General features: G+C 70.6%; 26 protein-coding genes and 1 tRNA gene. 7 read left to right on the forward strand and 20 right to left on the reverse strand.

All coding sequences use genetic code 11. The features are described 5' to 3' along the window. Positions 1–234 precede the first annotated feature (234 nt). A complete protein-coding gene (locus tag CKY28_RS04215; RefSeq protein WP_095997097.1) occupies positions 235–633 on the forward strand; it encodes a hypothetical protein in 399 nt (132 codons plus the stop codon). Next, positions 634–1,443, forward strand: a complete 810-nt coding sequence (locus CKY28_RS04220) for a SirB1 family protein (RefSeq protein WP_095997098.1) — start codon at positions 634–636, stop codon at positions 1,441–1,443. 149 nt (positions 1,444–1,592) lie between these two features. Here CKY28_RS04220 and CKY28_RS04225 read toward each other — a convergent pair whose 3' ends face one another. The 5 genes from CKY28_RS04225 to CKY28_RS04245 all read right to left on the reverse strand — a co-directional run bounded on the left by CKY28_RS04225 (position 1,593) and on the right by CKY28_RS04245 (position 6,030). After that, positions 1,593–2,651, reverse strand: coding sequence for a DUF3616 domain-containing protein (locus tag CKY28_RS04225; protein ID WP_095997099.1), 1,059 nt, complete (start codon positions 2,649–2,651; stop codon positions 1,593–1,595). A 33-nt stretch (positions 2,652–2,684) separates the two neighbouring features. Then, positions 2,685–4,022 carry an ABC1 kinase family protein gene (locus CKY28_RS04230; protein WP_095997100.1) on the reverse strand — a complete coding sequence of 446 codons (1,338 nt, stop codon included), beginning with the start codon at positions 4,020–4,022 and terminating at the stop codon, positions 2,685–2,687. Positions 4,023–4,137: 115 nt separating this feature from the next. After that, the gene (locus CKY28_RS04235; RefSeq protein ID WP_245841587.1) at positions 4,138–4,791 is read right to left on the reverse strand and encodes a Crp/Fnr family transcriptional regulator; all 654 of its coding nucleotides are present in this window, start codon (positions 4,789–4,791) and stop codon (positions 4,138–4,140) included. Positions 4,792–4,849: 58 nt separating this feature from the next. Next, positions 4,850–5,173 carry a DUF6894 family protein gene (locus CKY28_RS04240; RefSeq protein WP_141243845.1) on the reverse strand — a complete coding sequence of 108 codons (324 nt, stop codon included), beginning with the start codon at positions 5,171–5,173 and terminating at the stop codon, positions 4,850–4,852. Next, entirely contained in the window at positions 5,170–6,030 is an 861-nt protein-coding gene (locus tag CKY28_RS04245; protein WP_095997103.1) for an MlaA family lipoprotein, read from the reverse strand. Before CKY28_RS04245 ends, CKY28_RS04240 begins: the two co-directional genes overlap by 4 nt. 433 nt (positions 6,031–6,463) lie before the next feature. Between CKY28_RS04245 and rpsA the strand changes: the two genes are divergently transcribed. The 5 genes from rpsA to CKY28_RS04270 all read left to right on the forward strand — a co-directional run bounded on the left by rpsA (position 6,464) and on the right by CKY28_RS04270 (position 10,590). Beyond that, positions 6,464–8,170 carry a 30S ribosomal protein S1 gene (rpsA, locus tag CKY28_RS04250; protein ID WP_095997104.1) on the forward strand — a complete coding sequence of 569 codons (1,707 nt, stop codon included), beginning with the start codon at positions 6,464–6,466 and terminating at the stop codon, positions 8,168–8,170. 167 nt (positions 8,171–8,337) lie between these two features. Then, positions 8,338–8,616, forward strand: coding sequence for an integration host factor subunit beta (locus CKY28_RS04255; protein ID WP_095997105.1), 279 nt, complete (start codon positions 8,338–8,340; stop codon positions 8,614–8,616). A gap of 41 nt (positions 8,617–8,657) precedes the next feature. Next, positions 8,658–8,741 (forward strand) — tRNA-Leu (locus tag CKY28_RS04260). A gap of 110 nt (positions 8,742–8,851) precedes the next feature. After that, positions 8,852–10,159 carry an ABC transporter substrate-binding protein gene (locus tag CKY28_RS04265; protein WP_245841589.1) on the forward strand — a complete coding sequence of 436 codons (1,308 nt, stop codon included), beginning with the start codon at positions 8,852–8,854 and terminating at the stop codon, positions 10,157–10,159. 5 nt (positions 10,160–10,164) lie between these two features. Further along, positions 10,165–10,590, forward strand: coding sequence for a DUF4112 domain-containing protein (locus tag CKY28_RS04270; RefSeq protein ID WP_095997107.1), 426 nt, complete (start codon positions 10,165–10,167; stop codon positions 10,588–10,590). Here the strand turns inward: CKY28_RS04270 and CKY28_RS04275 are convergent. The 15 genes from CKY28_RS04275 to CKY28_RS04340 all read right to left on the reverse strand — a co-directional run bounded on the left by CKY28_RS04275 (position 10,565) and on the right by CKY28_RS04340 (position 24,838). Beyond that, positions 10,565–11,272: a ribonuclease T2 family protein gene (locus CKY28_RS04275; RefSeq protein ID WP_245841591.1), complete on the reverse strand. Its 708-nt coding sequence runs from the start codon at positions 11,270–11,272 to the stop codon at positions 10,565–10,567. The genes CKY28_RS04270 and CKY28_RS04275 overlap by 26 nt on opposite strands. Continuing rightward, complete coding sequence (locus tag CKY28_RS19020) at positions 11,269–11,703, reverse strand: hypothetical protein (RefSeq protein WP_245841593.1); 435 nt, start codon at positions 11,701–11,703, stop codon at positions 11,269–11,271. Before CKY28_RS19020 ends, CKY28_RS04275 begins: the two co-directional genes overlap by 4 nt. A 32-nt stretch (positions 11,704–11,735) precedes the next feature. Beyond that, complete coding sequence (gene nadC / locus CKY28_RS04280) at positions 11,736–12,569, reverse strand: carboxylating nicotinate-nucleotide diphosphorylase (RefSeq protein WP_095997109.1); 834 nt, start codon at positions 12,567–12,569, stop codon at positions 11,736–11,738. Between the two features lie 177 nt (positions 12,570–12,746). Next, the gene (locus tag CKY28_RS04285) at positions 12,747–15,359 is read right to left on the reverse strand and encodes a TonB-dependent receptor plug domain-containing protein (protein WP_095997110.1); all 2,613 of its coding nucleotides are present in this window, start codon (positions 15,357–15,359) and stop codon (positions 12,747–12,749) included. A 299-nt stretch (positions 15,360–15,658) separates the two neighbouring features. Beyond that, positions 15,659–16,660 carry a quinolinate synthase NadA gene (gene nadA / locus CKY28_RS04290; protein ID WP_095997111.1) on the reverse strand — a complete coding sequence of 334 codons (1,002 nt, stop codon included), beginning with the start codon at positions 16,658–16,660 and terminating at the stop codon, positions 15,659–15,661. 40 nt (positions 16,661–16,700) lie between these two features. Then, entirely contained in the window at positions 16,701–17,399 is a 699-nt protein-coding gene (locus CKY28_RS04295; protein ID WP_141243846.1) for a DUF4230 domain-containing protein, read from the reverse strand. Beyond that, a complete protein-coding gene (locus CKY28_RS04300; protein WP_095997113.1) occupies positions 17,396–18,259 on the reverse strand; it encodes an MBL fold metallo-hydrolase in 864 nt (287 codons plus the stop codon). Before CKY28_RS04300 ends, CKY28_RS04295 begins: the two co-directional genes overlap by 4 nt. Positions 18,260–18,313: 54 nt before the next feature. After that, positions 18,314–19,921 carry a M56 family metallopeptidase gene (locus CKY28_RS04305; protein ID WP_095997114.1) on the reverse strand — a complete coding sequence of 536 codons (1,608 nt, stop codon included), beginning with the start codon at positions 19,919–19,921 and terminating at the stop codon, positions 18,314–18,316. After that, positions 19,918–20,286 (reverse strand): BlaI/MecI/CopY family transcriptional regulator, encoded by a 369-nt coding sequence (locus CKY28_RS04310; protein ID WP_095997115.1) that lies wholly within the window; start codon positions 20,284–20,286, stop codon positions 19,918–19,920. The genes CKY28_RS04305 and CKY28_RS04310 overlap by 4 nt, the downstream gene beginning before the upstream one ends. A 259-nt stretch (positions 20,287–20,545) precedes the next feature. Then, on the reverse strand, positions 20,546–21,808 hold the full coding sequence (locus CKY28_RS04315) for a glycosyltransferase (RefSeq protein WP_095997116.1): 1,263 nt from the start codon (positions 21,806–21,808) through the stop codon (positions 20,546–20,548). A gap of 234 nt (positions 21,809–22,042) precedes the next feature. Continuing rightward, entirely contained in the window at positions 22,043–22,369 is a 327-nt protein-coding gene (grxD, locus tag CKY28_RS04320) for a Grx4 family monothiol glutaredoxin (RefSeq protein ID WP_095997117.1), read from the reverse strand. A gap of 5 nt (positions 22,370–22,374) precedes the next feature. Then, on the reverse strand, positions 22,375–22,605 hold the full coding sequence (locus CKY28_RS04325) for a BolA/IbaG family iron-sulfur metabolism protein (RefSeq protein ID WP_425442486.1): 231 nt from the start codon (positions 22,603–22,605) through the stop codon (positions 22,375–22,377). Between the two features lie 6 nt (positions 22,606–22,611). Further along, positions 22,612–22,935 carry a DUF1476 domain-containing protein gene (locus CKY28_RS04330; RefSeq protein WP_095997119.1) on the reverse strand — a complete coding sequence of 108 codons (324 nt, stop codon included), beginning with the start codon at positions 22,933–22,935 and terminating at the stop codon, positions 22,612–22,614. A gap of 74 nt (positions 22,936–23,009) precedes the next feature. Further along, the gene (locus CKY28_RS04335; RefSeq protein WP_095997120.1) at positions 23,010–23,846 is read right to left on the reverse strand and encodes an alpha/beta hydrolase; all 837 of its coding nucleotides are present in this window, start codon (positions 23,844–23,846) and stop codon (positions 23,010–23,012) included. Next, positions 23,843–24,838 carry an NADPH:quinone oxidoreductase family protein gene (locus tag CKY28_RS04340; RefSeq protein WP_176472950.1) on the reverse strand — a complete coding sequence of 332 codons (996 nt, stop codon included), beginning with the start codon at positions 24,836–24,838 and terminating at the stop codon, positions 23,843–23,845. Before CKY28_RS04340 ends, CKY28_RS04335 begins: the two co-directional genes overlap by 4 nt. Positions 24,839–24,888: the final 50 nt, after the last annotated feature.

The following is a 24,888-nucleotide window of genomic DNA, read 5'->3' on the forward strand; positions in this document are numbered from 1 at the left end:
AGCTTCCAGTCCTGATCGTCGTTCGGCCGCGCGGCCGGCTTGGGCGGGGGCGGGAGCGTGCGCCGGAAGGGGTGCCGGGCCGCTTCGTTGGTAAGCACTAAACGTCTTGTCATAGCATGGGCGTTAACGCCTTCTTTACGAATTCGGCCATGCGGAAAGAGGGTTAAGGCCGAATCGTCCCTCATCGGCACAGGCGCGCGGCCCACGCGTTGAGTGCGCCGAAGGAGACTTACCATGACCGATCAACGGGATGGCGGCGGCCTCGACCTGCGCGGGCTGGAGGATGCGAACGCGCGGGAGGCGCTGAGCGGCACGGGCGGCTCGGGCGGCGGCGGCACCGCAGGCGGCGCGGGCGCGCCCGAGGGCGGCGCGCTCGACGGCCCGAACGTGCCCCGCACCGACAGCCTGGCCGCGCGGATCGACAGCGAGATCGCGGCGGAGGCGGGTGCGCTCGGCCCGGCCGACGGTGCGCTGGCGGATGCGGCGGGACTATCCTCTGGCGGCGGCGAGCGCACGCCCGGCATGGGCGAGGCGATCGGATCGGGCGCGGGCCGCGGGGAGCCGGGCGCGGGAAGCCCAAGCGACCGCGGCGAGCTGGGCGGCGGCGACCCGCTGAACACGCCGGGCGGCTGAATGGAGGACATCGCCGCGCTCGGTTTGCTGGAGGACGAGTCGATCGAGCTCGACTCCGCCGCGCTTCAGATCGCGCAGCTCGACCATCCGGGCGTATCGCTCGACCCCTATCTCGACCTGCTCGGCACGATCACCGACCGGCTGGCGGTCGTGGGCGCGGACGCGACGGCCCCGCGCGACCGCGCCGCCGCGCTCGCGCTGGTCTTCAGCGACGAGTACGGCTTTCGCGGCGACCGCCAGACGTACGACGACCCGGAGAACGCCGACCTGATCCGCGTCGTGGACCGGCGGCGCGGGCTGCCCGTCAGCTTGGCGATCCTTTACGCGGCGGCGGCGCGGCGCGTTGGATGGGAAGCTGACGTGCTCAACACGCCCGGCCATGTGCTGCTGCGCGTCGGATCGGACACGGAGCCCGTGCTGGTCGACGCGTTTAACGGCGGCGGGGTGCTCAGCTCCGAGCAGCTGGCGGCGCTGCTGCGCGGCGTGCTCGGCCCGGAGGTGAGGCCGACAAACGAGCACCTCGCGCCCATGACGAACCGCCAGGTGCTCGTCCGTTTGCTCCTCAACCAGGCGACGCGCGCCGAGGCCGGCGGCAAGCCCGGCCGCGCGCTGGAGCTATACCGCCGCATCACGGGCTTCGCGCCGTCTGGCGGCCATGGCTGGTGGGAGCGCGCGCGGCTCGAGCTCGTCCACGGCGACGTCGCGGCCGCGCGCTCCAGCTTAAGCGCAATGCTGGAGGTCACCCGCGACCCCGCCATGCGCGCGCACATCTTCGCCGCCCTGGACGCGCTCTCGGAGGCGGGAAGTTGAACATCGCTCCAACCCACCCGTCATGCCGGGCTTGACCCGGCATCCACGCGCGTCCGGTTGTTCGAGCACGCCTTTGTAAACAAGGGTGCCGCGCATGGACCCCGGGCCAAGTCCGGGGTGACGGCGGAACGGAGGGAGCCTGTGCGCTCTCAGCTCGGCAGGTTGAACAGGTCCGCCGCGACCGTCCTCGCGTCGACGTCGATGCGGTCGGGCGCGGGGCTGTCGTAGATCACCAGGATTTGGCTCCCGCCGTTCCACAGCGCGAGGCCCTCCGGGTGGTCGCACCCGCGTCCGACGGGGATCTCGAACAGCATCTCCGGCCGGTGCAGCCGGACCTGCTTGGCGTCGCGCGGCGGGTCGTTCGCCCAGCCGCGCCAGCGGTAGAGCGCGCACGGCCCGTCGAGCCCCGTCGTCGGCCCCGCCAAGATCAGCAGGTCGTCGCCCACCCGCTTCAGGTCGCGCACGCCGAGTCCTTGAAGCGCCATCAGCCGGAACACCGGGTCCTGGGTCACCTTCAGCTCGCCCGACTTCTTCGCCTTGATCGCGAACTCGATCAGCAGGGCGTGGCCGGCGATCACCGGGCCGCGCATGCCGAGCGCGACGCGGTCGCCGCATACCGCGATCCCCTCCACGTCCACCCCGCCCTCCTTGGCGGGCAGCTCGGTGAACGGTCCGACGAGCGGGTCGTTCGCCAGCGCCTTGGCGACGGCGTTGCCCTTCTTGCCCTGGCGCAGCATGCCCGCACGCCGGTCGCCGTCCTGCTTGACGGGCGTCCAGCACCCGTCCTCGCGCACCAGCGGCAATCGCGCGAGCAGGCAGCGCGCGCGCGTGTCGTTGAGGTCGGCCAGCGCCGCCAGGTCGATGCATTCGCCCTCGGCCTTTTCCGGCTTGGCCCGCGTCCGCGCGTGGCTGCCCAGCACCCAGAGCCAGCCCTCGTCGGCGGCCAGCCCCTCCAGGTCGGCTTCCTCCTCCGGATCGGCGAGCGGCAGGAGGTCGGCGAGCTCGAACCGTGCGGGCTCACCGCACTCCTGGCCCGCGATCGTCAGCCGATCGATGTCGGCATGCTCGTCGGCGGCTAGGAACACGCTCTCGCCGACGCGCGTGCCCGCCGAGAAGTTGCTGAGCGCCTTGCGCTTCTTGTCGCCGCCGAACCGGAGCGTCACCCGGCCCACGGGCTTGACCCGCTTCTCCTTCGCCCGCGTAGCCATGCGCCCTCCCTGCCCTGCTGTCGGGCGGAGAGGCTATCCGACGGTGCCGGGCGCGTCCACGGCGCGGTGCTTCCCGATCAGGGACTTCACGTCCACCCTGGCCTTGAGCCGCGCGGCGAGGAGCGCGGTGCCGCTGACCTTGCGCTGCACGAACAAGGCGTCGGCGGGCGGCAGGTGCCAGGTCGCCTTGTCCTGCGCCATCGCCATCGCCTCGTCGCGGATCACGCCCACGAAGCTGCGATCGCCGAAGTCGAACGGCCCCGGCCGGTTCATCTCCGCGAGCACCGCGCCCAGCATCCGGTCCACCGCCGCCCGGTGCCGCTCGACGGCCGAGCGGCCGACGAACCCCGCCTCGACCAGCGCCTCGCGCACGCGATCGAGGTCGCCGTCCAACCCCGCCGCGAGCACCGCGCGATAGCTCCGCGCCGTCTCGGGCGCGACCGGCCGTGCCGCGCCGAAATCGAGCAGCACGATCTGCCCCGTATCGGGCCGCCAGCGGTAGTTGGCGAAATTGGGATCGGTCTGCATCAGCCCAAACTCGAACAGCTCGCGCAGCACGAGCGCGATCAGCGACCGCATCGCGTCGTCCCGCACCTCCTGCGGCTGGTCGGCGAGCGCCTCGACGGGCCTCCCCTCCTCCCAACTCATCGCCAGCACGCGATCCGTCGTGAACTCACGGTCGAGCCGCGGCACGACGAAGTCCGCCTCGCCTTCGAGCAGCGCGCCATAGCGCGTCATCATCTCGCCCTCGCGGCCGTAATCCGCCTCCTCGCGCAACTGCCGCTTCGCCTCGGCGAGCAGGGGCGCGAGGTCGAGCCCCTCGGGCAGCAGCCGCGACACGCGCAGCAGCGTCGCGACGTTGTCGACGTCCGCGTCGATGCTCTCGGCGACGCCCGGATACTGCACCTTCACCGCCAGCTCGCGCCCGTCATGCGTGTTGGCGCGGTGCACCTGCCCGATTGAGGCGGCGGCGACCGGCCCCGCGCCGAACTTCGCGAAGCGCCGCCGCCAGTCGCGGCCCCACTCACGCTCGAGCACGCCTTTCAGCTGATCGGGCGGCATATGATGCGCGTTCTCGCGGAGGCGCGCGAGGATGGAGGACAGCTCGGGCGGCAGCACGTCGCCCGCGTCCATCGAGATCATCTGCCCCAGCTTCATCGCCGCCCCGCGCAGGTGCGACAGCTGGTCGGCGACGCGGCCGATGTTGCCGGGCGTCAGCAGCAGGTTCGCGACGGTCGGCCGCTCGCCGCCCGCGATCCGCCGCGCGCCCTCCGCCACCATCCCACCCGCGACGCCGCCGGCGAGCCGCCCGAACGCGCCCAACCGCGACAACCGTCCGCTGGGCACCGCGCGCCCACGCTCATCCGCCATCCACACGACCCTCGCGACGCGAGCCTAGGCCGAAGCGGCCTCGGTCAAGCGTCTGACGCGATATGGGCGCTCTACTCCCTGATGGGGAGAGGAGGAGGAAGCCGTCCCTAACCCCTCACAACGGGTCGGGGTCGAGGTAGAGGTAGTTCTCATCGAAATCCGCCATCGACCGCAGCCGCGGCAAGTCGAGCAGCGACACGTAGCGGCTCCTAAACTCCACCAGCCCGGCCTCGCGCAGCTCCTTCAACGTGCGGTTGAGATGGATGGGCGTGATGCCGAGACACTCCGCCAGCTCGGTCTGCGTGAGCGGGAAGCCGTATCCGTCCGGGTCCGCCATGCCGACCAGCCCCAGCCGGACGTGCATCTCGCAGAACAGCGCCGCCGTCCGCTCCGCCGCCCAACGCTTGCCGAGCGAGACTTCCCACTCGCGATGGATCGCCGCGTCCAGGTTGGTGCCGAACCAGTAGAGGCGGGCGAGGCGCGGGTGCGTCTCCGTCATGCGCTGGATGCGCTCATGGGGCACGAGGCCGATCACGCAGTCGGTCAGCGTCTGCACATTGTGGTCAAGGCGCTTCAGCGTGAAGCTGTGCATGTCCGCGAAGTCGCCAGGCACGTGGAGCTCGGTCACCTGCCGCTGGCCGTTCCGCAGATCCTTGTAGCGGCACATCAAACCGTCGAGCAGGAGCGTGCTGGCCTCCAGCCGCTCGCCTTCGCGGATTACGGTTCTGCGCGCCTCGACGGAGCGCGTGTCCGCGAGGAGGCCGCGCACTACCTGTTCCTCATCGGCGCTCAGCGCGTGGCGCGCGCGGATGCGGGTCAGGTGGCGCTCAATGATGGCGGCTCTCCTCCGGAAGCCGTACGGAAACGGCCTCGTCGAACCGGACCTGCATCACCACCTCGCCCGTGTCCCGCTTGATCTCGACCCTTCCCCGCAGGTCGAGCTCGCCACCCTGTACTTCATCGCCGAGCAGCGACCGGATGCTCTCGATCGCGAGGTCGCGGGCCGCCCCCTCGTCGGGAGCGGCCTGCCCTTCCTCGTCCTTCGTGAGGCCAAGCCCGTTATAGAGGTCGAAATAGAAGCGTGGCATGCGTCGGCAAACGCCAAAGCTAACGTAGGTTTCCTTCAGCGTGCGGCCGGTCGGGCGCGTCATTGTGGCGACTCGGGCGTCGGCGGTGGTTCGACGGGGTTTAGCGCAGGCGCGACGGCGTCACTCACCGGGAGCGGCGGGCGCTTGCCCCGCAGCGCGTCGATCTCGGCCTGTCGGCGCTCCAGGTAGAAGCGGCGCGACGCCGCATAAGGGTCGCTGGTCGCGCGGATACGCTGAAGCTCGTCCTCGAACTCCGCGCGATTGTCGAGCGTGCTCAGAACCGCGACGGGAATGGTGTAGGCCTGGCCTTGGAGCGGCTGAATCGGACCGATCGGCACGAGCACCTGATCGACGACCGTGCCCGCAAAATCGCGCAGCGTGGTCGATCCGACTAGCGGCAGGATGAAATAGGGTCCGGGCTTCACGCCGTAATAGCCCAGCGTATTGGCGAAGCTGTTCCGCCGGCGCGGCAGGTTGAAGGGCGGCTTCTTGGCTACGTCGACCAGCCCCGCCACGCCGATCGTCGAGTTGATCGCGAACCGCCCCAGCGTCTCGGCCGCCTTTCCGGGCTTGAGCTGCAGGAGGTAATTGACCGACACGACCGGTTCGCGAAAGTTCGCCAGGAAGTTGCGCAAGCCCTTTCGGATCGGGCGCGGCAGCCCCTTCTTGTACGCGCGGGCGGCCGGGCCGACGAGCGCCTTGTCGACCGCCTCCGTCGCCGCGAAGGTCTGGGCGTTGATGGGCTCCAACGGGTCGCCGCGACGGCTCCGGCCCGTGACGACGACCTCCTGACCCGTCGCCTGGCCGGGGGGCGTCGGCGCAGCCTGTTCGGCGGGCGGCGGGCTGGCAGGCGGCGCGGCATCCTGCGGCGAAGTCGGCGCTTCGGCGGCCGCCGGCGGAGGCGGCGCGTCCTGGCCCAAGGCACAATGGAACTCGCCCGGCGCGCCGATCAGCGCGAGCGCGATAGGGAATGCGGAGGTACCGATCTGCCTTTCCTCTTCGTAACCCCCCTTGGGCCCGCTTAGACCTTCCCGCGGCCGCCGTCACGGAAATGTCTCTCGTCCTGGTATGCGCTCCGGTAACCGCATTCGGCCCGCGATCGGGCAGGTCGCCTTGCCCTTTCACGCCGCCTCCGCTATGTGGCGCGCCGTCCGGCGGGCAGGTGCTCGCGGAGGATGGCGGTGGGCCCGAGCCCTCACGCCCTTTTCGCATTCCATGCGGTCAGCCCCTCCACCAGCACCATCTCGTCAGGACGCCGCGCCGGCACGGGGTCGTCGCGGCGTGTTTTTGGCCAAGACCACCGGACACAACCGGTTGGCCGGAAATGATGATTTTGAGGAACTGAACCACTTTATGGCCACTCAAGCCCTGCCCAGCCGCGACGATTTCGCGGCGATGCTCGACGATATGTTCGGCGGCGCCGACAGCTTCGAAGGACGCGTCGTCCTCGGCACCGTCACCGCCATCGAGAACGACCTGGCCGTCATCGACGTCGGCCTGAAGTCGGAGGGCCGCGTGCCGCTCCGCGAGTTCGCGAGCCCCGGGCAGAAGGCCGATCTCAAGGTCGGCGACGAGGTCGAGGTCTATGTCGACCGCGTCGAGAACATGCACGGCGAGGCGATGCTCAGCCGCGACCGCGCCCGCCGCGAGGCCGCGTGGGACAAGCTGGAGGGCGAGTTCGCTCAGCAGAAGCGCGTCGAGGGCGTCATCTTCGGCCGCGTCAAGGGCGGCTTCACCGTCGACCTCCAGGGCGCCGTGGCCTTCCTGCCGGGCAGCCAGGTCGACATCCGCCCCGTGCGCGACGTCACCCCCCTCATGGACATTCCGCAGCCCTTCCAGATTCTCAAGATGGACCGGAAGCGCGGCAACATCGTCGTCAGCCGCCGCGCCGTGCTCGAAGAGACGCGCGCCGAGCAGCGCTCGGGCTTGATCCAGTCGCTCCACGAGGGCCAGGTGATCGACGGCGTCGTCAAGAACATCACCGACTACGGCGCGTTCGTGGATCTCGGCGGCATCGACGGCCTGCTCCACGTCACCGACATCAGCTACAAGCGCGTCCAGCACCCGTCCGAAGTGCTGGAGATCGGCGCCAGCGTCCGCGTCCAGATTATCCGCATCAACAAGGACACGCAGCGTATCAGCCTCGGCATGAAGCAGCTCGAGAGCGATCCGTGGGACGCGGCGGCCGCCAAGTACCCGGTCGGCGCGAAGCTGACGGGCCGCGTGACCAACATCACCGAGTACGGCGCGTTCGTCGAGCTGGAGCCCGGCATCGAGGGCCTGGTCCACGTCTCCGAGATGAGCTGGACCAAGAAGAACGTCCATCCGGGCAAGATCGTCTCCACCTCTCAGGAGGTCGACGTGATCGTGCTGGAGGTCGACCAGGAGAAGCGCCGCATCTCGCTCGGCCTCAAGCAGGCCCAGCAGAACCCGTGGGAGGCCTTCGCCGCCGCGCACCCGATCGGCTCGACCGTCGAGGGCGAGGTCAAGAACGCCACCGAGTTCGGCCTGTTCATCGGCCTCGACAACGACGTCGACGGCATGGTGCACATGAGCGACATCGCTTGGGGCGTTTCGGGCGAGGACGCGCTCAACCTGCATCGCAAGGGCGAGACCGTGCAGGCGGTCGTGCTCGACATCGATCCGGAGAAGGAGCGCATCAGCCTCGGCATGAAGCAGCTCGAGCGCGGCGGTCCGTCGGCCGCGGGCGTCAGCGGTGGTGCCGGCGTCAACAAGAACCAGGTCGTCACCGTTACGGTGCTCGAGGTCCGCGACGCCGGCCTCGAGGTGCAGGTGGGCGACGACGGCGCGACCGGCTTCATCAAGCGCACCGACCTCGGCCGCGACCGCGACGAGCAGCGCCCCGAGCGCTTCCAGGTCGGCCAGAAGTTCGACGCCATGGTGACGGGCTTCGACCGTTCCAAGAAGCCGACCTTCTCCGTCAAGGCGATGCAGATCGCCGAGGAGAAGCAGGCGGTGGCGCAGTACGGCTCGTCCGACTCGGGCGCGTCGCTCGGCGACATCCTGGGCGAAGCGCTCAAGGCCCGCCAGGGCAAGTAAGGCGGGAACGGCCGGGGCGGAGACGCTCCGGCCGTTCTTCTTATGCGACAGAATAACGGGGGAACGGGTCGGTTCGGACCTTTCCCTGTAATCGTTTTGATCTATAGCAAGGTAGAGGCCGCGTGTGCTTGCGGCGTCTTCCGGGGCTTTAAGGGGGCTCTCCAGCGATGATCAGGTCGGAACTCGTCCAGCGTCTTTGTGATGACCATCCGGACCTGTCGCAGCGCGAGGTCGAAGCGATCGTCGCGTGCTTCTTCGACACGGTCGCCGCGCGTCTGGCCGCGGGCGGTCGCGTCGAGTTGCGCGGCTTCGGCGCCTTCTCCACCCGCGCCCGCGATGCCCGCACCGGCCGCAACCCGCGCACCGGCGAGCATGTCGACGTGGAGGCAAAGCGCGTCCCCTACTTCAAGCCCGGCAAGGAAATGCGCGCACGCTTGAACGTGTGAGTTGATTTGTTGACGCGCTTGAGGCTTTCCGTCCTCCGTGGGCGGACGTGGCGAAATCGGTAGACGCTGCCGACTTAAAATCGGTTTCCTTTGGAGTGCGGGTTCAAGTCCCGCCGTCCGCACCACCCTCGCCTCTTTCGCGCTGCTCGCCGCCGCAGGCTGCGAGCGCCGGCCCGACACGGGCGCGGTCGTCGTCAGCGCGATCGAGGGCGAGCGCCCGCCCACCTCCGCGCCCTTGCCTTCGCGGCTGCTGGCGGACGCGACGGAGCAGGGCCTGGTCCGCTTCGACGCCGCGGGGCAGATCGAGCCGGGCCTGGCCGAACGCTGGATCGTCATCGACGAGGGCCGCAGCTACATCTTCCGTCTGCGCCAGGCGCAATGGGCCAACGGCGCCAAGGTCACCGCCGACCAGGTCGCCGCCGCGCTCCGCCGCCGCTTGGGCGCCCGCGGCAATCCGCTCCGCCCGTTTCTGAGCGCGGTGGACGAGATCGTCGCCATGACGCCGCAGGTGCTGGAGGTGCGCCTCAGCCGTCAGCGGCCCGACCTGCTCAAGCTCTTCGCCCAACCCGAAATGGCGGTATTCCGCACGGGCCGTGGAGGCACGGGCCCCATGCGCATCGTCGCCACCATGCCCCACCCGCTGCTCCGCCCCGCGCTCGACCCGGCCCGCGCCGACCCGGAAGACCCGCGCGAGCCGCAGCCCGAGGAGGATGTACGCCTGATCGGGGAGCGCGCGGCGGTCGCCATCGCACGCTACGCCGAACGCCGCTCGGACCTGGTCTCCGGCGGCACCTTCGCGGCCTGGCCCCTGCTCGCCACCGTGCGCGTGCCGCCCGCCGACGTGCGCGTCGATCCAGCCGTCGGCCTGTTCGGGCTCGCGGTCGTCAGCCGTGCGGGCTTCCTCGCCGACGCGGCGAACCGCGCGGCGGTGAGCCAGGCTATCGACCGCGCCGCCGCCACCGCGACGGTCGCCCCCGCCTGGGAGCCGGTCGATCGATTGCTGCCCGATCGGCTCGACTCCGCCGCGCCGCCGGCCGCGCCCGCCTACGCCGCCTTGCCGTTGGAGGAGCGGCGCGCGATCGCACGGGCCCGAGTCGCGGAGGCCGAGACCGGCGGGGAGCCCGTGCGGTTGCGGGTCGCGCTTCCGCGGGGGCCGGGCGCGACGCTGCTCTTCGGACAGATCGCGGCTTCGCTGATCGCAATCGGCATCGAGCCCGAACGCGTCGGCTGGGACGAACCGGCCGACCTGCGGCTGATCGACGAGGTCGCGCCCTACGATAGCGGGCGCTGGTATCTGGCGACCGCCTGCCGGCCGTGCAGCCCGGAGGCGCAGGCGGCGTTGGCCGCGGCGCGCGACGCGCCGACGATGGCGGTCAGGGCGCAGGAGATCGCGCGGGCGGACCGGCTGTTGACGGACGACATGGCGTTCATCCCGATCGCCCGGCCGCTGCGCTGGTCGCTCGTGGCCCCCAGGCTGGGACAGTGGCAGCCGAATACGCGCGCGTGGCATCCGTTGAACCGGCTGCGCCGCGAGCCCAATTAGGGGGCATGCCCGCCCGCTTCGATCCCGCCGTCCTCGATGCCCTGCCGCTCGGCCGCGACCCCGCCTCGGTGCGACGGCGCGTGGAGGCGATGGAGCGGTTGCTCGAGCGCATGTTCGTGGTGCCGGGGATCAACCGCCCGGTCGGGCTCGATACAATCCTGGGCTTCGTGCCGGTGGTCGGCGACGCGGCGGGCGCAGCGTTGGGCGCCTGGATGGTATGGGAGGCGCGCAACCTGGGCCTGTCCAAGTTCAAGCTCGCGCGCATGGCGGGCAATGTGGGCCTGGACGCCGTGCTCGGGCTGGTGCCGTTCGTGGGCGACGTCGCCGACTTCCTGTTCCGCTCCAACACGCGCAACCTGCGCATGCTGAAGCGGCACCTAGACAAACATCACCCGGCGACGGTCACTATCGACGCCCCCGCCAGACCCTGAGCCCCGCATTGGCCGGCAGCCCGCCCTGGTGCGCGGGGCAGCGCCTGTAACGGAAGTTGCGGTCGAGACAGACCCACACCTCGTCCAGCCAGCCGTCGCGCGTCGCGGTGATCCGCATCATGTTCGCCGCCAACCCGGGATTGGCGCGCGCCATCGCGGACGCGAACGCGCCGGCGGCGAGGGGTGCACGCGACAGCGCGTCCATGTCCGGATAGCGCAGGCGGGCGTAGAGCGAGGTCGCGCGGTTGAAGTAGCGCGACGCGTCGTAGCCTGGCATGCAGGTGCCGTGCTTGGCCCATTCGTGCTGGATGAGTTGCGGCGACGGGGTGGCGCATAGGTTGGCGCGGATTACGGGCTGGGGAACGAGCCCGGTGGGCTTGCAATATTGCGGCCACTGCTTGCCGACGCCGTCGGGCCAGAGGCCGTGCAGCGTCCAGCCGAAGCTGTTGCGCCCGCGGCACTGGAGCCGCGCGGAGGCGTCGCGGCCGCGCTCGCGGCAGAACTGGGGCGACCAGGTCAGCGCCAGCGTATAGCCGCCGATGGGCAGCATGCGCTTGGGCTGCGCGGGCGTGGGCAGGTCGGGGCGGACGCGCAGCGGCTGGTCGGGGATGTCGCAGCGATAGGCTTGCGCCCCGGCGGCGGCGGGCGCGAGCAGCGCGGCGGCGGCGAGGATACGCCTCACGCCGGGAACTCGCCTTCGTCCTCGCCGAACCAGCGGCGCGCATCCGGCCGGAACAGCATCACCGCCGACCAGACGGTCAGCGCGGCGGAGAGGAGGAACGCGCCCTGCGACAGCGGGTGGAGGTTCGCGCCGTTCACCAAGCCGATGACCAGGATCGCGACGCGCACGCCGCTCATGGCTGCCGCAGCGACGACGAGCCACTTGCCGATCGCGCTGCCGCGCCGGGCGGCGAGCCACCAGAGCAGCACGCTCAGGCCGAGGACTAGGGCGACGTTGCCCCAAAGCGCCAGCCCCGCGACCTGCGCGGTGCGCGCGTTCGCGTTGAGCGCATTGGTGGTGCGCTCCCAGGCGAGCCAGGTGCCTAGCCCCCATAGAAGCGTCGACGCCCACCAGAGGCGTTCGAACTGCTTGATCGACGGTGGTCTGTCCATTTCCATCCCCTCCCGAGCCCCTGGTGGCGCGGTCAGACGGTGAAGTCGAGACCTATGTCGGCGGCGGGCGCCGACTGGGTGAGCCGGCCGACGGAGACGTAGGTCACCCCCGTCTCCGCGATAGCGCGGATCGTGTCGAGGCGGACGCCGCCCGACGCCTCGGTCGGCACGCGCCCGGCGACCAGCGCCACCGCCTCGCGCAACGTGGCCGGCGGCATGTTATCGAGCAGCAGGTGCGTGGCCCCGCCGTCGAGCGCGGGCGCGATCTGGTCGAGGCAATCGACCTCGACGATGATGCTGGCGATACCGGCGTCGCGCGCGCGGCGCACCGCCTCGCCGACGCCGCCCGCGACGGCGACGTGGTTGTCCTTGATCATGGCCGCGTCCCACAGGCCCATGCGGTGGTTCCTCGCGCCGCCCATGCGGGTGGCGTACTTCTCCAGCAGGCGCAGGCCGGGGATCGTCTTGCGCGTGTCGAGCAAGGTCGCGCCCGTGCCGGCGATGGCGTCGACATAGGCGCGCGTCATGGTGGCTACACCCGACAAGTGCTGGACGGTGTTGAGCGCCGACCGCTCGGCGGTGAGCAATGCGCGCGCGTTCCCCTCCAAGTGCATGAGGTCCGTCCCCGCTGGCACGGACGCGCCGTCCTCCACCAGCCGCTCGACGCGGACGTCCGGATCGAGGCGGCGGAAGAAGGCCTCCGCGATCGGCAGCCCCGCGACGGTGATCGCGTCGCGGCTGTCCATCACGCCGCAAAAGCGCGCGTCCGCCGGGATGACGGCCGCTGAGGTGACGTCGCCCGCGTCTCCCAGATCCTCGGAGAGCGTGGCGGCGACGAAGCGGTCGAGGTCGAAGCCGGGAATCACGCGGCCTGCCCCGACATGCGTCGAAGGTGACGAAGGTAAGCCAGTGTCGACGCGCGGTCGCGACGAACCGTCGGAATCGGCGGGTGCGCGGGTGGGCGGTGGCGGAGGATCACGAGCGGCATGCCGCCCGTGCTTGCACGGAACGGGGGCTGTAGGACAGCCCCCTCCCGTCTTTCCCTATAGCTCCACGCCCAGGCGCGCATAGTGGAAGCGGCCGTTGAACCCGAACGGCGACAGGCTGCTATAGGGCAGGAAGAAGTTGTTGTTGCCGAACGCGCCGCCCGCCGGGGCGCGGGTCGGGTAGACGTCGAAGATGTTGTCCGCACCCACCGCCAGCTCGAGCGCGCGCACGGGCCGTATGCGCACCTCCGCGTCGGTGATCCACTTGGGCTCGAGGAAATAGTCGGCCGGCCCCGCGCCGATCGGGACCGCGGGGTTGGTGGACGTGCCCGCGACGAACACGGACCCGTAGCGGTTGGTCCGGACCGTCGCGGACACGGGACCGCGGTCGTAGTCGGCGGCAAGCAGGATCTTGCTGCGCGGCTGGCCGTTCGTGATGCGGAAGCTCTCCTGCCGCGCGAACAGGACCAGACCCGGCAGCGACGGCAGCGTCGCGCGGTCGGTGATGCGCTGCTCGTTGTAGTTGAAGCCGGCGGTCAGGCGGAAGTTGCCCACGCCGAGGTCGGGCACGCGGTAGGTCGCCACCACGTCCACGCCCTCCGTCCGCGTGTCGACGCCGTTGACGAAGAAGCGCGCGGAGCTGACGCCCGTGATGCCGTTCGCCAGGAGCAGCGCGTTGACGGCCGCCCCCTGCAGGTTCTCGGTCAGGACGATCCGGTCGCGGATGCGGATGTTGTAATAGTCGGCGGTGACGGTGAAGCCCGGCACGGGGTTGAGCGTCACGCCGCCGCCCAAGTTGAGCGCGCGCTCCGGATCGAGCGGCTGCGAGCCCAGCGCGACGGAAACGGCATCGGACACTGGCGCGGTGCGGATGTCGATCAGCACCCCGTTCACGTTGTTGGTCGATGTGGCGTTGAAGAACTGCTGCTGAAGGCTCGGCGCGCGGAAGCCGGTGGAGATCGAGCCGCGCAGAGCCGCGCCCTCGAACAGCTCGAAGCGCCCGGCCAGCTTGCCGTTCATGGTATCGCCGAAGTCGGAGTAGCGCTCGTATCGGCCCGCGGCCTGGAAGCTCAGGCGGTCGCTCACGTCCGCGCTCAGCTCGACATAGGCGGCGTAGCTGTCGCGCGAGACGTCGACCTCGTTCGACGGGCGGAAGCCCGGGAACACCTGCGCGCCGCCGGGCGCCCCGTTGGCGGTGAACGGGCCGTTGACGTAGCTGGCCGGTTCGCCCGCGAAGATGCGGAAGTTCTCGTCGCGGTACTCGAATCCGACCGCGACGCCCATCTGGTCGAGGAAGCCGACCTCGAAGGTGCGGCTGACGTCCAGGTTGGCGACCACCTGCCCGAAGGCGATCCCGCCGGCGTCGAACCTGCGTGGGCTGGCGACGCCGCCCAACGACGTGTTGAAGCTGCTGCGCACCGCGAAGTTCTGGCGGTTGGTGCCGTACACCGCCGACAGGTCGGCGTTCCAGCCGCCCAACGTGGTGCGCGCGCCGGCGGCGATCGAGTAGTCCTCGATCTCGCTCTCGATGAAGGGGAGGAAGCCGTCGGGGTAGAAGGGCACGAAGGTCGTGGTGGACGCGGCGAAGTCACGGTTGCGCGCGTCGTTAGGGCGGCGGAAGAAGCCCGCGCCGTCGCCGTCGCGCACCCCTAAACTGCCGAAGGCGTAGAGCTCCACGGCCCCAAGCTGATAGCCGGCGTTGGCGAACAAGTTGTAGTCCTGCACCTCGCCGTCGCCGTAGCGATGGTTGTAGCGATCCACCGAGAGCTCGCGCGGGTCGCCGACGAAGTATTGGCGGCGCGGGTCGGGGCCGGACCGGTCGGTCGGCTGCCGGTCGCGGAACTGGCCGGAAAAGACGAGGTGCGCGTCCTCGCCGACGGGGAGGCCGATCGAGGCGGCCACGGTGGTGGTCGCGCCGTCGCTCCGCTTGCGGTCGCGGCCGGTGGTGGTGAGCTGGAGCAGGTCGTTGGCGCCGTTGCCGCCGCCCGCCACGGCCACGACCGGCAGGCCGTTCGCGCCGGTGGCGACGCCCGTCACCTGGTCCACGTCATCCATGCGCGTCTCGTTGCGGCCGTAGGTCACGTTGGCGCGCACGCCCTCGCGCCTGGATAGCTGGATGTTGACGACGCCCGCGATCGCGTCCGACCCGTAAAGCGAGGACGCGCCATCGCGCAGGACCTCGATCCGGTCGATCGCGATGGGGATGATCTGGTTCAAGTCCACAGCGCCCGAGCCGCGCCCGACCGAGCCGTTGAGGTTGAGCAGCGCCGCCTGATGCCGCCGCCGGCCGTTCACGAGCACCAGCGTCTGGTCGGGCGCCAGCCCCCTCAGCGTTGCGGGGCGGGTCGAATCGGTGCCGTCGGTGAGCGACGGCTGGGGGAAGTTGAACGAGGGCACCTGCTGCGTCAGCACGCGGTTCAGCTCGGTCTGGCCCGCGTTGGTCAGCTGTTCGCCGCCGATCACGTCCACGGGCACGGGGCTGTCCGCGATCGTGCGACCGGCGATGCGGCTGCCGGTGACGACGACCTCGGTCGAGGGATCGTCGCCCGTGGTGTCGGGCGCGTCCTGCTCCAGCTGCCGCTCGGCCGTCCCGCTGGGCGCGGTCTGGGCGTGGGCGGGGGTGGCGAGCGCCGTGCCGGCGAGGAACGTGGCGAGCATGGTCGAGCGCATGGAGACCCCCTTCGTCGTGCAAGGAACGGTCTCGAAGCCGTTCTCAAGTGATAAGGGTATGTCGCCCGGAAGTGGTCAGGAACTCGGAAAGTTACGCGCGAAGCGGATTGAGCGGAAGGTGTTGCGGCGGCGCAACAAAGGTTTGCGGCGTGGCGGCTCGTCGCTTCGGTTTTGAGTTGAGGTCCGGCTTCTCGGTCGCGGGCCCGTCGTGGGAGCGAGTCCCGTGACGTCGAACGGGTCGGCGGGCCGGACTTGGGCGAGTCTTGCGCAAGGGTGGCGCAAGCCGCCCTGCGCCGCGCCTAGTCTCCCGTCACCCTTGCAGGCCCGAGATCGCCCTGCCCCACCGTCCCGCTCGCCATCGCCAGCATCGCGTCCAGGCTCTTCTTCGCCCGCACCCGCAGGTCCTCGTCGATCTCGATCCGCGGCTGGTGGTCGCGGAGCGCCAGGTACAGCTTCTCCATCGTGTTCAGCGCCATGTACGGGCAGATATTGCAATTGCAGTTACCGTCGGCGCCCGGCGCGCCGATGAAGGTCTTGTTCGGCAGGCTCTTGCGCATCTGGTGGATGATGTGCGGCTCGGTGGCGACGATCAGCGTGTCGCCGGTCATCGCTTGCGCATATTCCAGGATGCCGCGCGTGGAGCCGACGTAGTCGGCGTGGTCGAGGATGACCGCGGGGCATTCGGGATGGGCGGCGATCGGCGCGTCCGGGTGCTCGGCCTTGAGCTTGAGGAGCTCGGTCTCCGAGAACGCCTCGTGGACGATGCACACGCCCGGCCAGAGCAGCAAGTTCCGCCCCGTCTTGCGCGCGAGATAGCCGCCGAGATTGCGGTCGGGGCCGAAGATGATCGGCTGGTCGGCCGGAATCTGCGACAGGATCTTCTCGGCGGAGGAGGAGGTGACGATGACGTCCGACAGGCCTTTCACCTCGGCCGAGCAGTTGATGTAGGTGAGCGCGATGTGGTCGGGGTGCTGCGCGCGGAACGCGGCGAACTGCTCGGGCGGGCAGCTGTCCTCGAGCGAGCAGCCGGCGTCCATGTCGGGAAGCACGACGATCTTGTCGGGCGAGAGAATCTTCGCCGTCTCCGCCATGAAGCGCACGCCGCAAAAGGCGATCACGTCGGCGTCGGTCGCCTGCGCCTTGCGGGAGAGGTCGAGGCTGTCGCCGACGAAGTCCGCCAGGTCCTGGAGCTCGGGCTTCTGGTAATAATGCGCGAGGATCACCGCGTTGCGTTCCTTGCGCAGGCGGTCGATCTCGGCGCGGAGGTCGAGGCCGGACAGGTTCAGGTCGATGGCGGTCATGGAGTCCCCTAGCGCACCGCTGCGGGCGGCGCACGATGATCTATTTGTATTTGGGGTCGGCCAGCACTTCCTGCAACGACCGCGTCACGTCCCAGCGGTCGCTGTTCTCGGGGCCGAGCTCGTCCGGGAAGACGGGGACGACGCGCACGTTTGCCAGGCCCGCGGCGGTGAGAGGGGTGCGGAGGAAGTTCGCGACGACGCTCTTGGCCCGGTCGCGCGCGCGGGCGATCTGTTCGGGTTCCTGCGCCTTGGACTGGGCGAGGCGCTGGGCGCGGGCGGAGGTGGCCTGAGCGAGCTTCTCCGCCGCGCCGCGGGTGACGATGAGGCCGCGGGTCTGGACGAGCGTGCGGCGGGACTCGTCGACGTTGGCGCGGCCGACCTCGACGGGCGGCATGCGGACGGTGAGCGTGCGCGCCTCCGGGTTCCAGATGTAGTCGTCAAGGCCGAGCCGCGACACGTCAACGAAATAGTCGACCGAGTAGGGCGCCTTCATCACCTGGTCGGAGTTCAAGAGGCCGAAGGCGCGGCTGTCGGTGGCGACGCTCTGGACAGTGCCGGTCAGCGTGCCGACGCGCAGGTCGCTGCGGCCGGCGAAGGTGGAGGTGACGACGCGGGCGACGGCGGTCTGCTCCTCGCGCTCGACGGCGTAGGACTTGGCGTAGTCGCGGTAGGTGACGTAGGCGACGACGCCGAGGACGACGAGCGCCAGCACCACCGCGAGCGTGACGAGGCGTTTCAACGGGCGGTCCTCCACACGCCTTCTTCCTCCGCAACCGCGCCCTGGCGGGTGAGGTCGATCAGATGGGCGAGCACCGAACGCTCGGCGGCGGGGAGCAGGCGCGGGTCGAGGCCGACGTACATGTGGCGGGTCATGTCGGGAATGGCGTGGGGTCCTTTGCCCAGCAGGCGCAGGATCTGTCCTTCGCGCTGCTTGCGGTGGCCGAGCAGGCCGCGGACGAAGCGGCGGGGGTTGTCGACCTGCTCGCCGTGGCCGGGATGGTAGACGCGGTCCTCGCGGGCGAGGAGCAGCTCTAACGAGGCCATGTACGCGGTCATGTCGCCGTCGGGCGGCGAAACGACGGTGGTGGACCAGCCCATGACGTGGTCGCCCGAGAAGAGCGCGCCCGTGCCTACGAGCTCGAAGGCGAGGTGGTTGGAGGTGTGGCCGGGCGTGGCGAGCGCCCGGAGCGTCCAGCCGTCGCCCTCCACCGTGTCGCGGTCGGCGAGCACTTGGGTAGGCGCGTAGTCGGCGTCGAACGCGGCGTCGGCTCGGGGGCCTTCGTCGCTGAGGTGGAAGGGCGCCGCGCCGATGATCGGTGCACCGGTCGCGCGGGCGAGCGGGCGGGTGGCGGGGCTGTGGTCGCGATGGTGGTGGGTGACGAGGATCGCGGAGACCGGGCGGCCGTCGATGGCGCGGAGCAGCGCGTCGAGATGGGCGGGATCGTCGGGGCCGGGGTCGATGACGGCCAGCGCGCGCTCGCCGACGATGTGCGTCTGCGTGCCGGTGTAGGTGTAGGGCGACGGGTTGGGCGCGAGGACCCGGGCGACAAGCGGGTTCAGCTGGATGCAGGTGCCGACCGGCGGCGGGAGAGCGGCCATGGGCGGCGATGTGGCCGCGACGGCCGCCCGAAGCAACTCCTCCGTCGTCGGGCGTCAGTCCGCGCGTTGGAGGTCGGCGCGGATCTCGCGCTCGCCCTCCGCGATGCCCTCCAGCGCCTCGCGCTTCTGGTCGGGGGTCAGGTTCGGGTTGACTTCGATGGACGTGCGGGCTGCATCCAGGCCGCGAAGCGCGCCTTCCAGCGCGCGACGATGGATCTCCGGCGCGCGGGCGGCGAGCTCGGCGTGACGTTCGGCCATGCGGGCGGACTCCTCGGCTAGCCGCTCGATGCGGTTGGTGCAGATCACGGTGACGCGCTTGTCGCCCTTGCGCTGCTGGATCACGACCGGCCGCCGGTCGTCGCCGGGGCAGCGGCGCTCCTGGACGTCGAAGCGGAACGAGCGCGGCGCGCCGTCACGGAAGGCGAAGCGGACGGGCTTGCCGTCGGCCTGTCGAAAGAACTGGAAGGAATGGCGGCCGTTCCAGGTCGGCGCAGCAGGCGGGGCCGGCAGCGCGGGCGGGACCTGCGCGAGTTCGGGCGAGGGCGGGACCGGCGGCGCGGGAAGCGTCGGCGGCGCGGGCGGGACCTGCGCGATGACGGGCGCAAGCGGGGCCGGGGCCGCCGGCGGCGCGGCGGGCGCGGGCCGGGCGATCGGCGCGAGCGCCGCGACCTGCGGCAGCGCCTCTTCGACGACTACGGCGGCGGCGGCGTCGAGGTCGACGCCGATCGTCTCGTTGACGCCTGCCTTCACGGCGGCGGTCGCGGCGGTGCCGGACGCGGTGAGCGCCAGGCCGGCGGCGGCGAGCACCGAAACGGTGGCCGCGCCGGCGAACAGGCGGCGGGTGGGCGTGGGTCCCTGCTTCAGCATGCGCAGACGTCCCTTCAGGTCGTTGATGGTGTGGAGGTGGCAGGCCGCGGCGATCGCGCCGCCGTGCGCCGCTTTCAGAATCGCGCAGGCGTAGGCGTGGGCGGCCTCGTGGCCCCGCTCGCGCAGGACGCGGGCGTCGTTCGCCAGCTCCTGGTCGGCGCGGAAGGCGCGGTGCGCCATCCAGGCGATCGGGTTCCACCAATGGATGGCGAGCACCGCCAGCGCGACCCAGTTCGCGGCCAGGTCGCCGCGGGCGTGGTGGCCGAGCTCGTGCGCCAGCGCCAGCGCCTGCTCGTCGGCGTCGTAGCGGGCGTCGAGGTCGGCCGGGAGCGCGACGTAGCGCTCGAGCACGCCGAAGGCGAGCGGTCCGGGCGCGGCGGGGCTCAGCACGACGCGCACGTTGCCGATGCGCTCGACGGGTTGGTGCCGGCGGAGCAGACGCGTGCGGAACACCGCGTACTGGACGAGGTGGAAGAGCAGGAACGCCGCCGCGATCGCCGCCCACAGGCTCACCGCGAGCGCGGCATAGTCGGTGCCCTGCACGCCGGGCGCGGCGGCGACTTCCGGCGTGCCGACGACGTAGTAGACGGCCTCAGCGGCCTGACTGATCGGCGTGGAGGCGGTCTGGCGCAGGCTCTCGGGCAAGGGCGGCAGCAGCAGGCGGAGCGCCGGCAACGCCCAGAGCGCGTAGGCGACGGTGGGCCCGAACATCCGCCGCACGGGCACGCGGATGAGGAGCACCACGACCATGAGCAACGTGGAGGCGATGATGGCGTCGACGGGGCAGGAGATCATTTCTTGAGCTCCTTCAGAAGCGCTTCGATCTCGGCGATGTCGCTGTCGGAAATCTTATCACGTTCAGCGAGGTGCGCCACCAGCGGCGTGAGCTTGCCGCCGAAGAGGCGGTCGATGAGCCGCTGCGACTCGCCGGCGACATAGTCCTCCCGCTCGACCGCGGGGCGGTAAAGATAGCGGCGGCCGTCCTCCTCGGCGGTGACGGCGGACTTGGCGAGCAGACGCCCGAGCAGCGTCTTGACGGTGTTGGCGCTCCAGCCCCGCGACGGGTCGACGCGCTCGACAACCTCCTGAGCGGTCAGGGGCGACTGGTCCCATAAGACCTCCATCACCGCGTGCTCGGCATCGCTGATCCGTTCGGCCACGACTCGCTCCTTACGCTGATTACGTATGTAATTGCTCCTGTTTACGGGTGTAGTCAAGTGGGTCGCGACGGCGCGGCGACGGGATGTCGGCGATCTTTACAAGCGCGGCGGAGCTGGACGGCGCCTTAACCATCGTCGGGCGCGGAAAAGCCGGTCAGCGCGAAGCTGGCATGCACGGTGCATAAGTGGGGGCACGCCGAGCGCGCAGCGCTTCAGCAGGGCGGGTCGACAGCTTCCACGGTCTCGCGTCGGCCCGCCCTCACCCGGCCAAGGCTTCCTCCGACCTTCTGGCGAAACGACGCGCGGGCGCGCGGGACGCGGCGCGGGCGAGCGCCTTCGGGTATATGCGCGTGAACAGCCGGTTGAACGTCGCGGTCCAGCTGAACCGCTCCTCGACATGTGCGCGGGCGGCGGCGCCGATCGCGCGAGGGCCGTCACGCAGCACGGCCAGAACGTTCGTGGCCATGGCGTCCACATCGTCCACGGGGCCGAGCCGGCCCAGGCCGGGCGGAACGCGCGCGGGCATCGCGCCCGATGCGACGCCGACCACGGGCAGACCCGCCGCCTGCGCCTCCAGCACGGAGATGCCGAACGTCTCGTCGGCCATCGCCGAAACGTAGACGTCCGCGGAAGCCAGCGCGCGGGCGAGGCGCGCGCGATCGGTCTCGAAACCGGGAAAGGCGATGGGTAGTCCCCTCGCCCGCTCAACGAGCGGCGCGCGGAGCTTGCCGTCGCCGACCATCACCAGCGCCGCGTCGAGGTCAGGCGGCAGGCGGCGGAACATCTCGACGAGGCGGTCCGCACGCTTCTCGTTGTCGATGCGGCCGGCGTAGATCAGCAACGGGCCGGAGCCCGGCAGCCCGAGTTCGGCGCGGTAGGCGCGATCGCGCTTGTCGGGGTTGAACAGCGAGGTGTCGACGCCGAGCGGCAGCACGTCGGTGCGGGTGACGTTGCACCGGGCGAGCGCGTCGCGGGCCTCCTCGCCCAACGTGTAGACCTGATCGAACTCGCGATAGGTGAGCTCGGTATAGCCGTAGCTGAGATGGCGGAGGCCGCGCGCGAGCAGGTCGCCGACGAGCGGACGCATGACGCGACGGACGTGCGCGTTGGGGAAGTCGGTGCGGTAGCCCGCGACGAGCGCCGTCTCCGGAAAGCGCCGACGATGCTCGATGGCGGCCCAGGGCAGCACCCAGGGGCAGAGCGACTCGATCAGGTCGGGACGATAGCGCGCGAGCAGCTCGCGGACCTTGGAGGTACGCAGGATGAAGCGGTAATTGGGGCTGCCGCGCACCGTGTCGGCGGCGACCTCGGCGAAGACGTGGCGGCCGTTGGTGGTGATCCGATCCTCCGGTCCCGGCACGATCTGGAGCAGGTGGTGCGGCGTACGGGAGAGGACGTAGTCGCGCTTCTCGCGGAGGTAGGTGCTGATCCCGCCGCCCCCGGTCGGAGACCAGCTCTGCGTCAGGTCGCAGACGAGCAACGGGCGAGCATCGGCACCGCGGGCGGAAGTCTCCAAGAGCATTCGTTACGCATTACGCGCGGAGGGCTGAACTTGATCCGAAGCAGATGTTCAGGTGCCGGACAGGGTGACCACTCCCCACCTTCGTACGTCACCCCGGACTTGTTCCGGGGTCCATCGAAGTCCGGGCGAACCGTCCGCGAGCACTGGAGCGGACGGTGGTGCGCACTCCCAAACGTTCGTGCGCTCACGTCGATGGACCCCGGAACAAGTCCGGGGTGACGACGATGGTCTTGATCAGGCAGCCGCAGGCTTCTCGAACATCTGCGCCAGCTCGCCGGACTCGTACATCTCCATCATGATGTCCGATCCGCCGACGAACTCGCCGTTGACGTAAAGCTGCGGGATGGTCGGCCAGTCGCTATACGCCTTGATGCCCTGGCGCACACCCTGGTCCTGGAGCACGTCGACCGAGTCGAACTCGACGTTGAGGTGCTGGAGGATCGCGACGGCGCGGCTGGAGAAGCCGCATTGCGGAAAGAGCGGCGTGCCCTTCATGAACAGCAGCACGGGGCTGCCCTTCACCATCCGGTCGATGCGGGCGTGGGTCGTTTCGTCGGTCATGAGGGTCAGTCCTTCGGGACAGCGGTCGTCAGCTGCAACGCATGTAGGGTCGTGCCCATATGCTCGCCAAGGGCCGCGTAGACGGCGCGGGTCTGGGCCACGCGACTCATGCCGGCGAAGCTGCGCGCGACGACGCGGGCGGCGTAATGGTCGCCGTCGCCGGCCAGGTCGGTGATCTCCACCTCGGCGTCGGGGATCGCGGCCTTGATCATCGCCTCGATCTGCGGGGCTTGCATCGGCACCTACTGCGACTCCATGAGCTGGCGGCGGGCCTCGACCTGCTTCTCCTCGAGCGCGCGTCGAACGTCAGCCTCGCCGACGTCCACATCGGCGGCGGTGAGGTCGGCGACCAGCTTGCGCACGACGTCCTCGTCGCCCGCCTCCTCGAAGTCGGCCTGGACCACGGCCTTGGCGTAGGCGTCGGTCTCCGCGGGGGTCAGCCGCATGAGCTCGGCCGCCCACTGGGCCACCAGCCTGTTGCGGCGCGCGGTGACGCGGAACGCCATCTCCTCGTCGCGCGCGAACTTGGTCTCGAAGGCGCGTTCGCGATCGTCGAAGGTGGTCATGGCTCCTCGCGGTCCCCTGTTCTACTCATCCGAGATAGGCGGCGCCGTTGGTAGAGGCAACGGGCGCAAGCGACTCAACGGTCGGCGGGCAGACGGTCGCGCAGCCAGGTAAGCACCACCTCCGCGACGTGCTCGCGATCCAGGTCGTTCAGCAGCTCGTGCCGACCGTCAGGAACGAGCAGCAACCGCTTGTCCTCCGACCGGATCGTGCCGACGAACCGACGACTGCCTTCCGGATCGGTGAAGGTGTCGGCGGTGCCGTGGACGACCAGCGTCGGGGCGCGCCACTCGGGGTAGCGGCCCCAGCCCTCCCGCGCGACCGCCACCGCCGTCACGCCGACCAGGGCGGGGAGCTTGCCGCGGTACACCATCGGGTCGGCTGCATAGAGCCGCACCTCCTCCTCCAGGCGCGAGACGCCGGCGGGGTCGAGCGGCGGGCGGATGCCGAGCGCCGGCGCGACGCCGGCGACGGGGGCGGCGAGCCAGCGCGTGGGCGCGTTCGCCTCGATCAGCAGCGCGGGCCCGCTCAGCACCACGGCCGCCACGCCGTCCGGCTCGCGCGCGACGCTCGCGGCGGTGACGAGGCCGCCCAGCGAGTGGCCGAACAGGAATAGCGGACCGCCGCCCCGCGCAAGCTCGCGACGGGCGGCGAGGTGGCGTGCGACGAGTTCGCGCACGTCGACCACGCCGCGCCGGCCCGGCGAGCGGCCGTGGCCGGGCGCGTCGAACGCGTACACGTCGAAGCCGACGCCCGTGAGCCGCGGGATCAGGCGGCTGTACCGCTCGACGTAGCGCTCGGCATATTCGCCGAAGCCGTGCTGCAGGAGCAGTCGGCCACGCGGCTCCGCGGCCCGCCACACATATCCGGCGAGCCCGTCGCCGGCATCCCAGGGCTCGGGCGCCCCGGTCACATCTCCACGACGAGCTTACCGATCGCGCCGCGGGCGGCCATCTTGGCGATGGCGTCGCCGCCGCGCTCGAGCGGGAAGGTCTCGGTCACGCGCGGGTTGATCTTGCCCTGCTCCCAGAGGCGGAACAGGTGGTCGATGTGCGCCTGGTTGGCCTGCGGGTCGCGCGCGGCGAACGCCCCCCAGAAGACGCCGCACACGTCGCAGCTCTTCAGCAGCGTGAGGTTGAGCGGCAGCTTGGGGATGCCGGCCGGGAAGCCGACCACCAAGTAGCGCCCTTCCCACGCGATCGAGCGCAGCGCCGGCTCGCAATAATCGCCGCCGACGGGGTCGTAGATGACGTCAGCGCCTTGGGGGCCGACCGCGGCCTTGAACTGGTCGGCGAGCGCTTTGGACTGTTCCTTGTCGAACGGCGCGCGGGGGTAGACGATAGCCTCGTCCGCGCCCGCTTGGCGCGCGGCTTCGGCCTTCTCGTCGGACGAGACCGCGGCCACGACGCGCGCGCCGAACGCCTTGCCGAGCTCGATCGCGGCCAAGCCGACGCCGCCCGCCGCGCCGAGGACGAGCAACGTCTGCCCCTCCTTCAACTTGCCGCGGTCGAGCAGCGCGTGGATCGTCGTGCCGTAGGTGAGCACGAGCGACGCGCCCTCCGCGAAGCTGCGGCCCTCCGGCAGACGGAACATGCGGGTCGGGTCGAGCGCGATCTTCTCGACGAGGCCGCCGTTGCCGATCGTGCCCATGATGCGGTCGCCCGTCGACCAGCCCTGGACGCCCTCGCCCACCGCCTCCACGACGCCGGCGATCTCGCCGCCGGGCGCGAAGGGGCGCGGCGGTTTGAACTGGTACTTGTCCTCGATGATGAGGACGTCGGGGTAGTTGATGGCGCAGGCCTTGACCGCGACCAGTACTTGGCCGGGGCTAGGCATCGGGTCGGGAAGCTCGCTCAGCTCCAGCGTCTCCGGCCCGCCCACCTGCTTCGACAGCAACGCCCGCATTCGCCTTCTCCCGTGCGACCTCTTATCCGGGCGCGCTCTTGCCAGCGACG

Origin of the sequence: Sphingomonas lenta (assembly GCF_002288825.1) — a bacterium.
In the GTDB taxonomy this organism is placed as follows: Bacteria; Pseudomonadota; Alphaproteobacteria; order Sphingomonadales; family Sphingomonadaceae; genus Sphingomonas; species Sphingomonas lenta.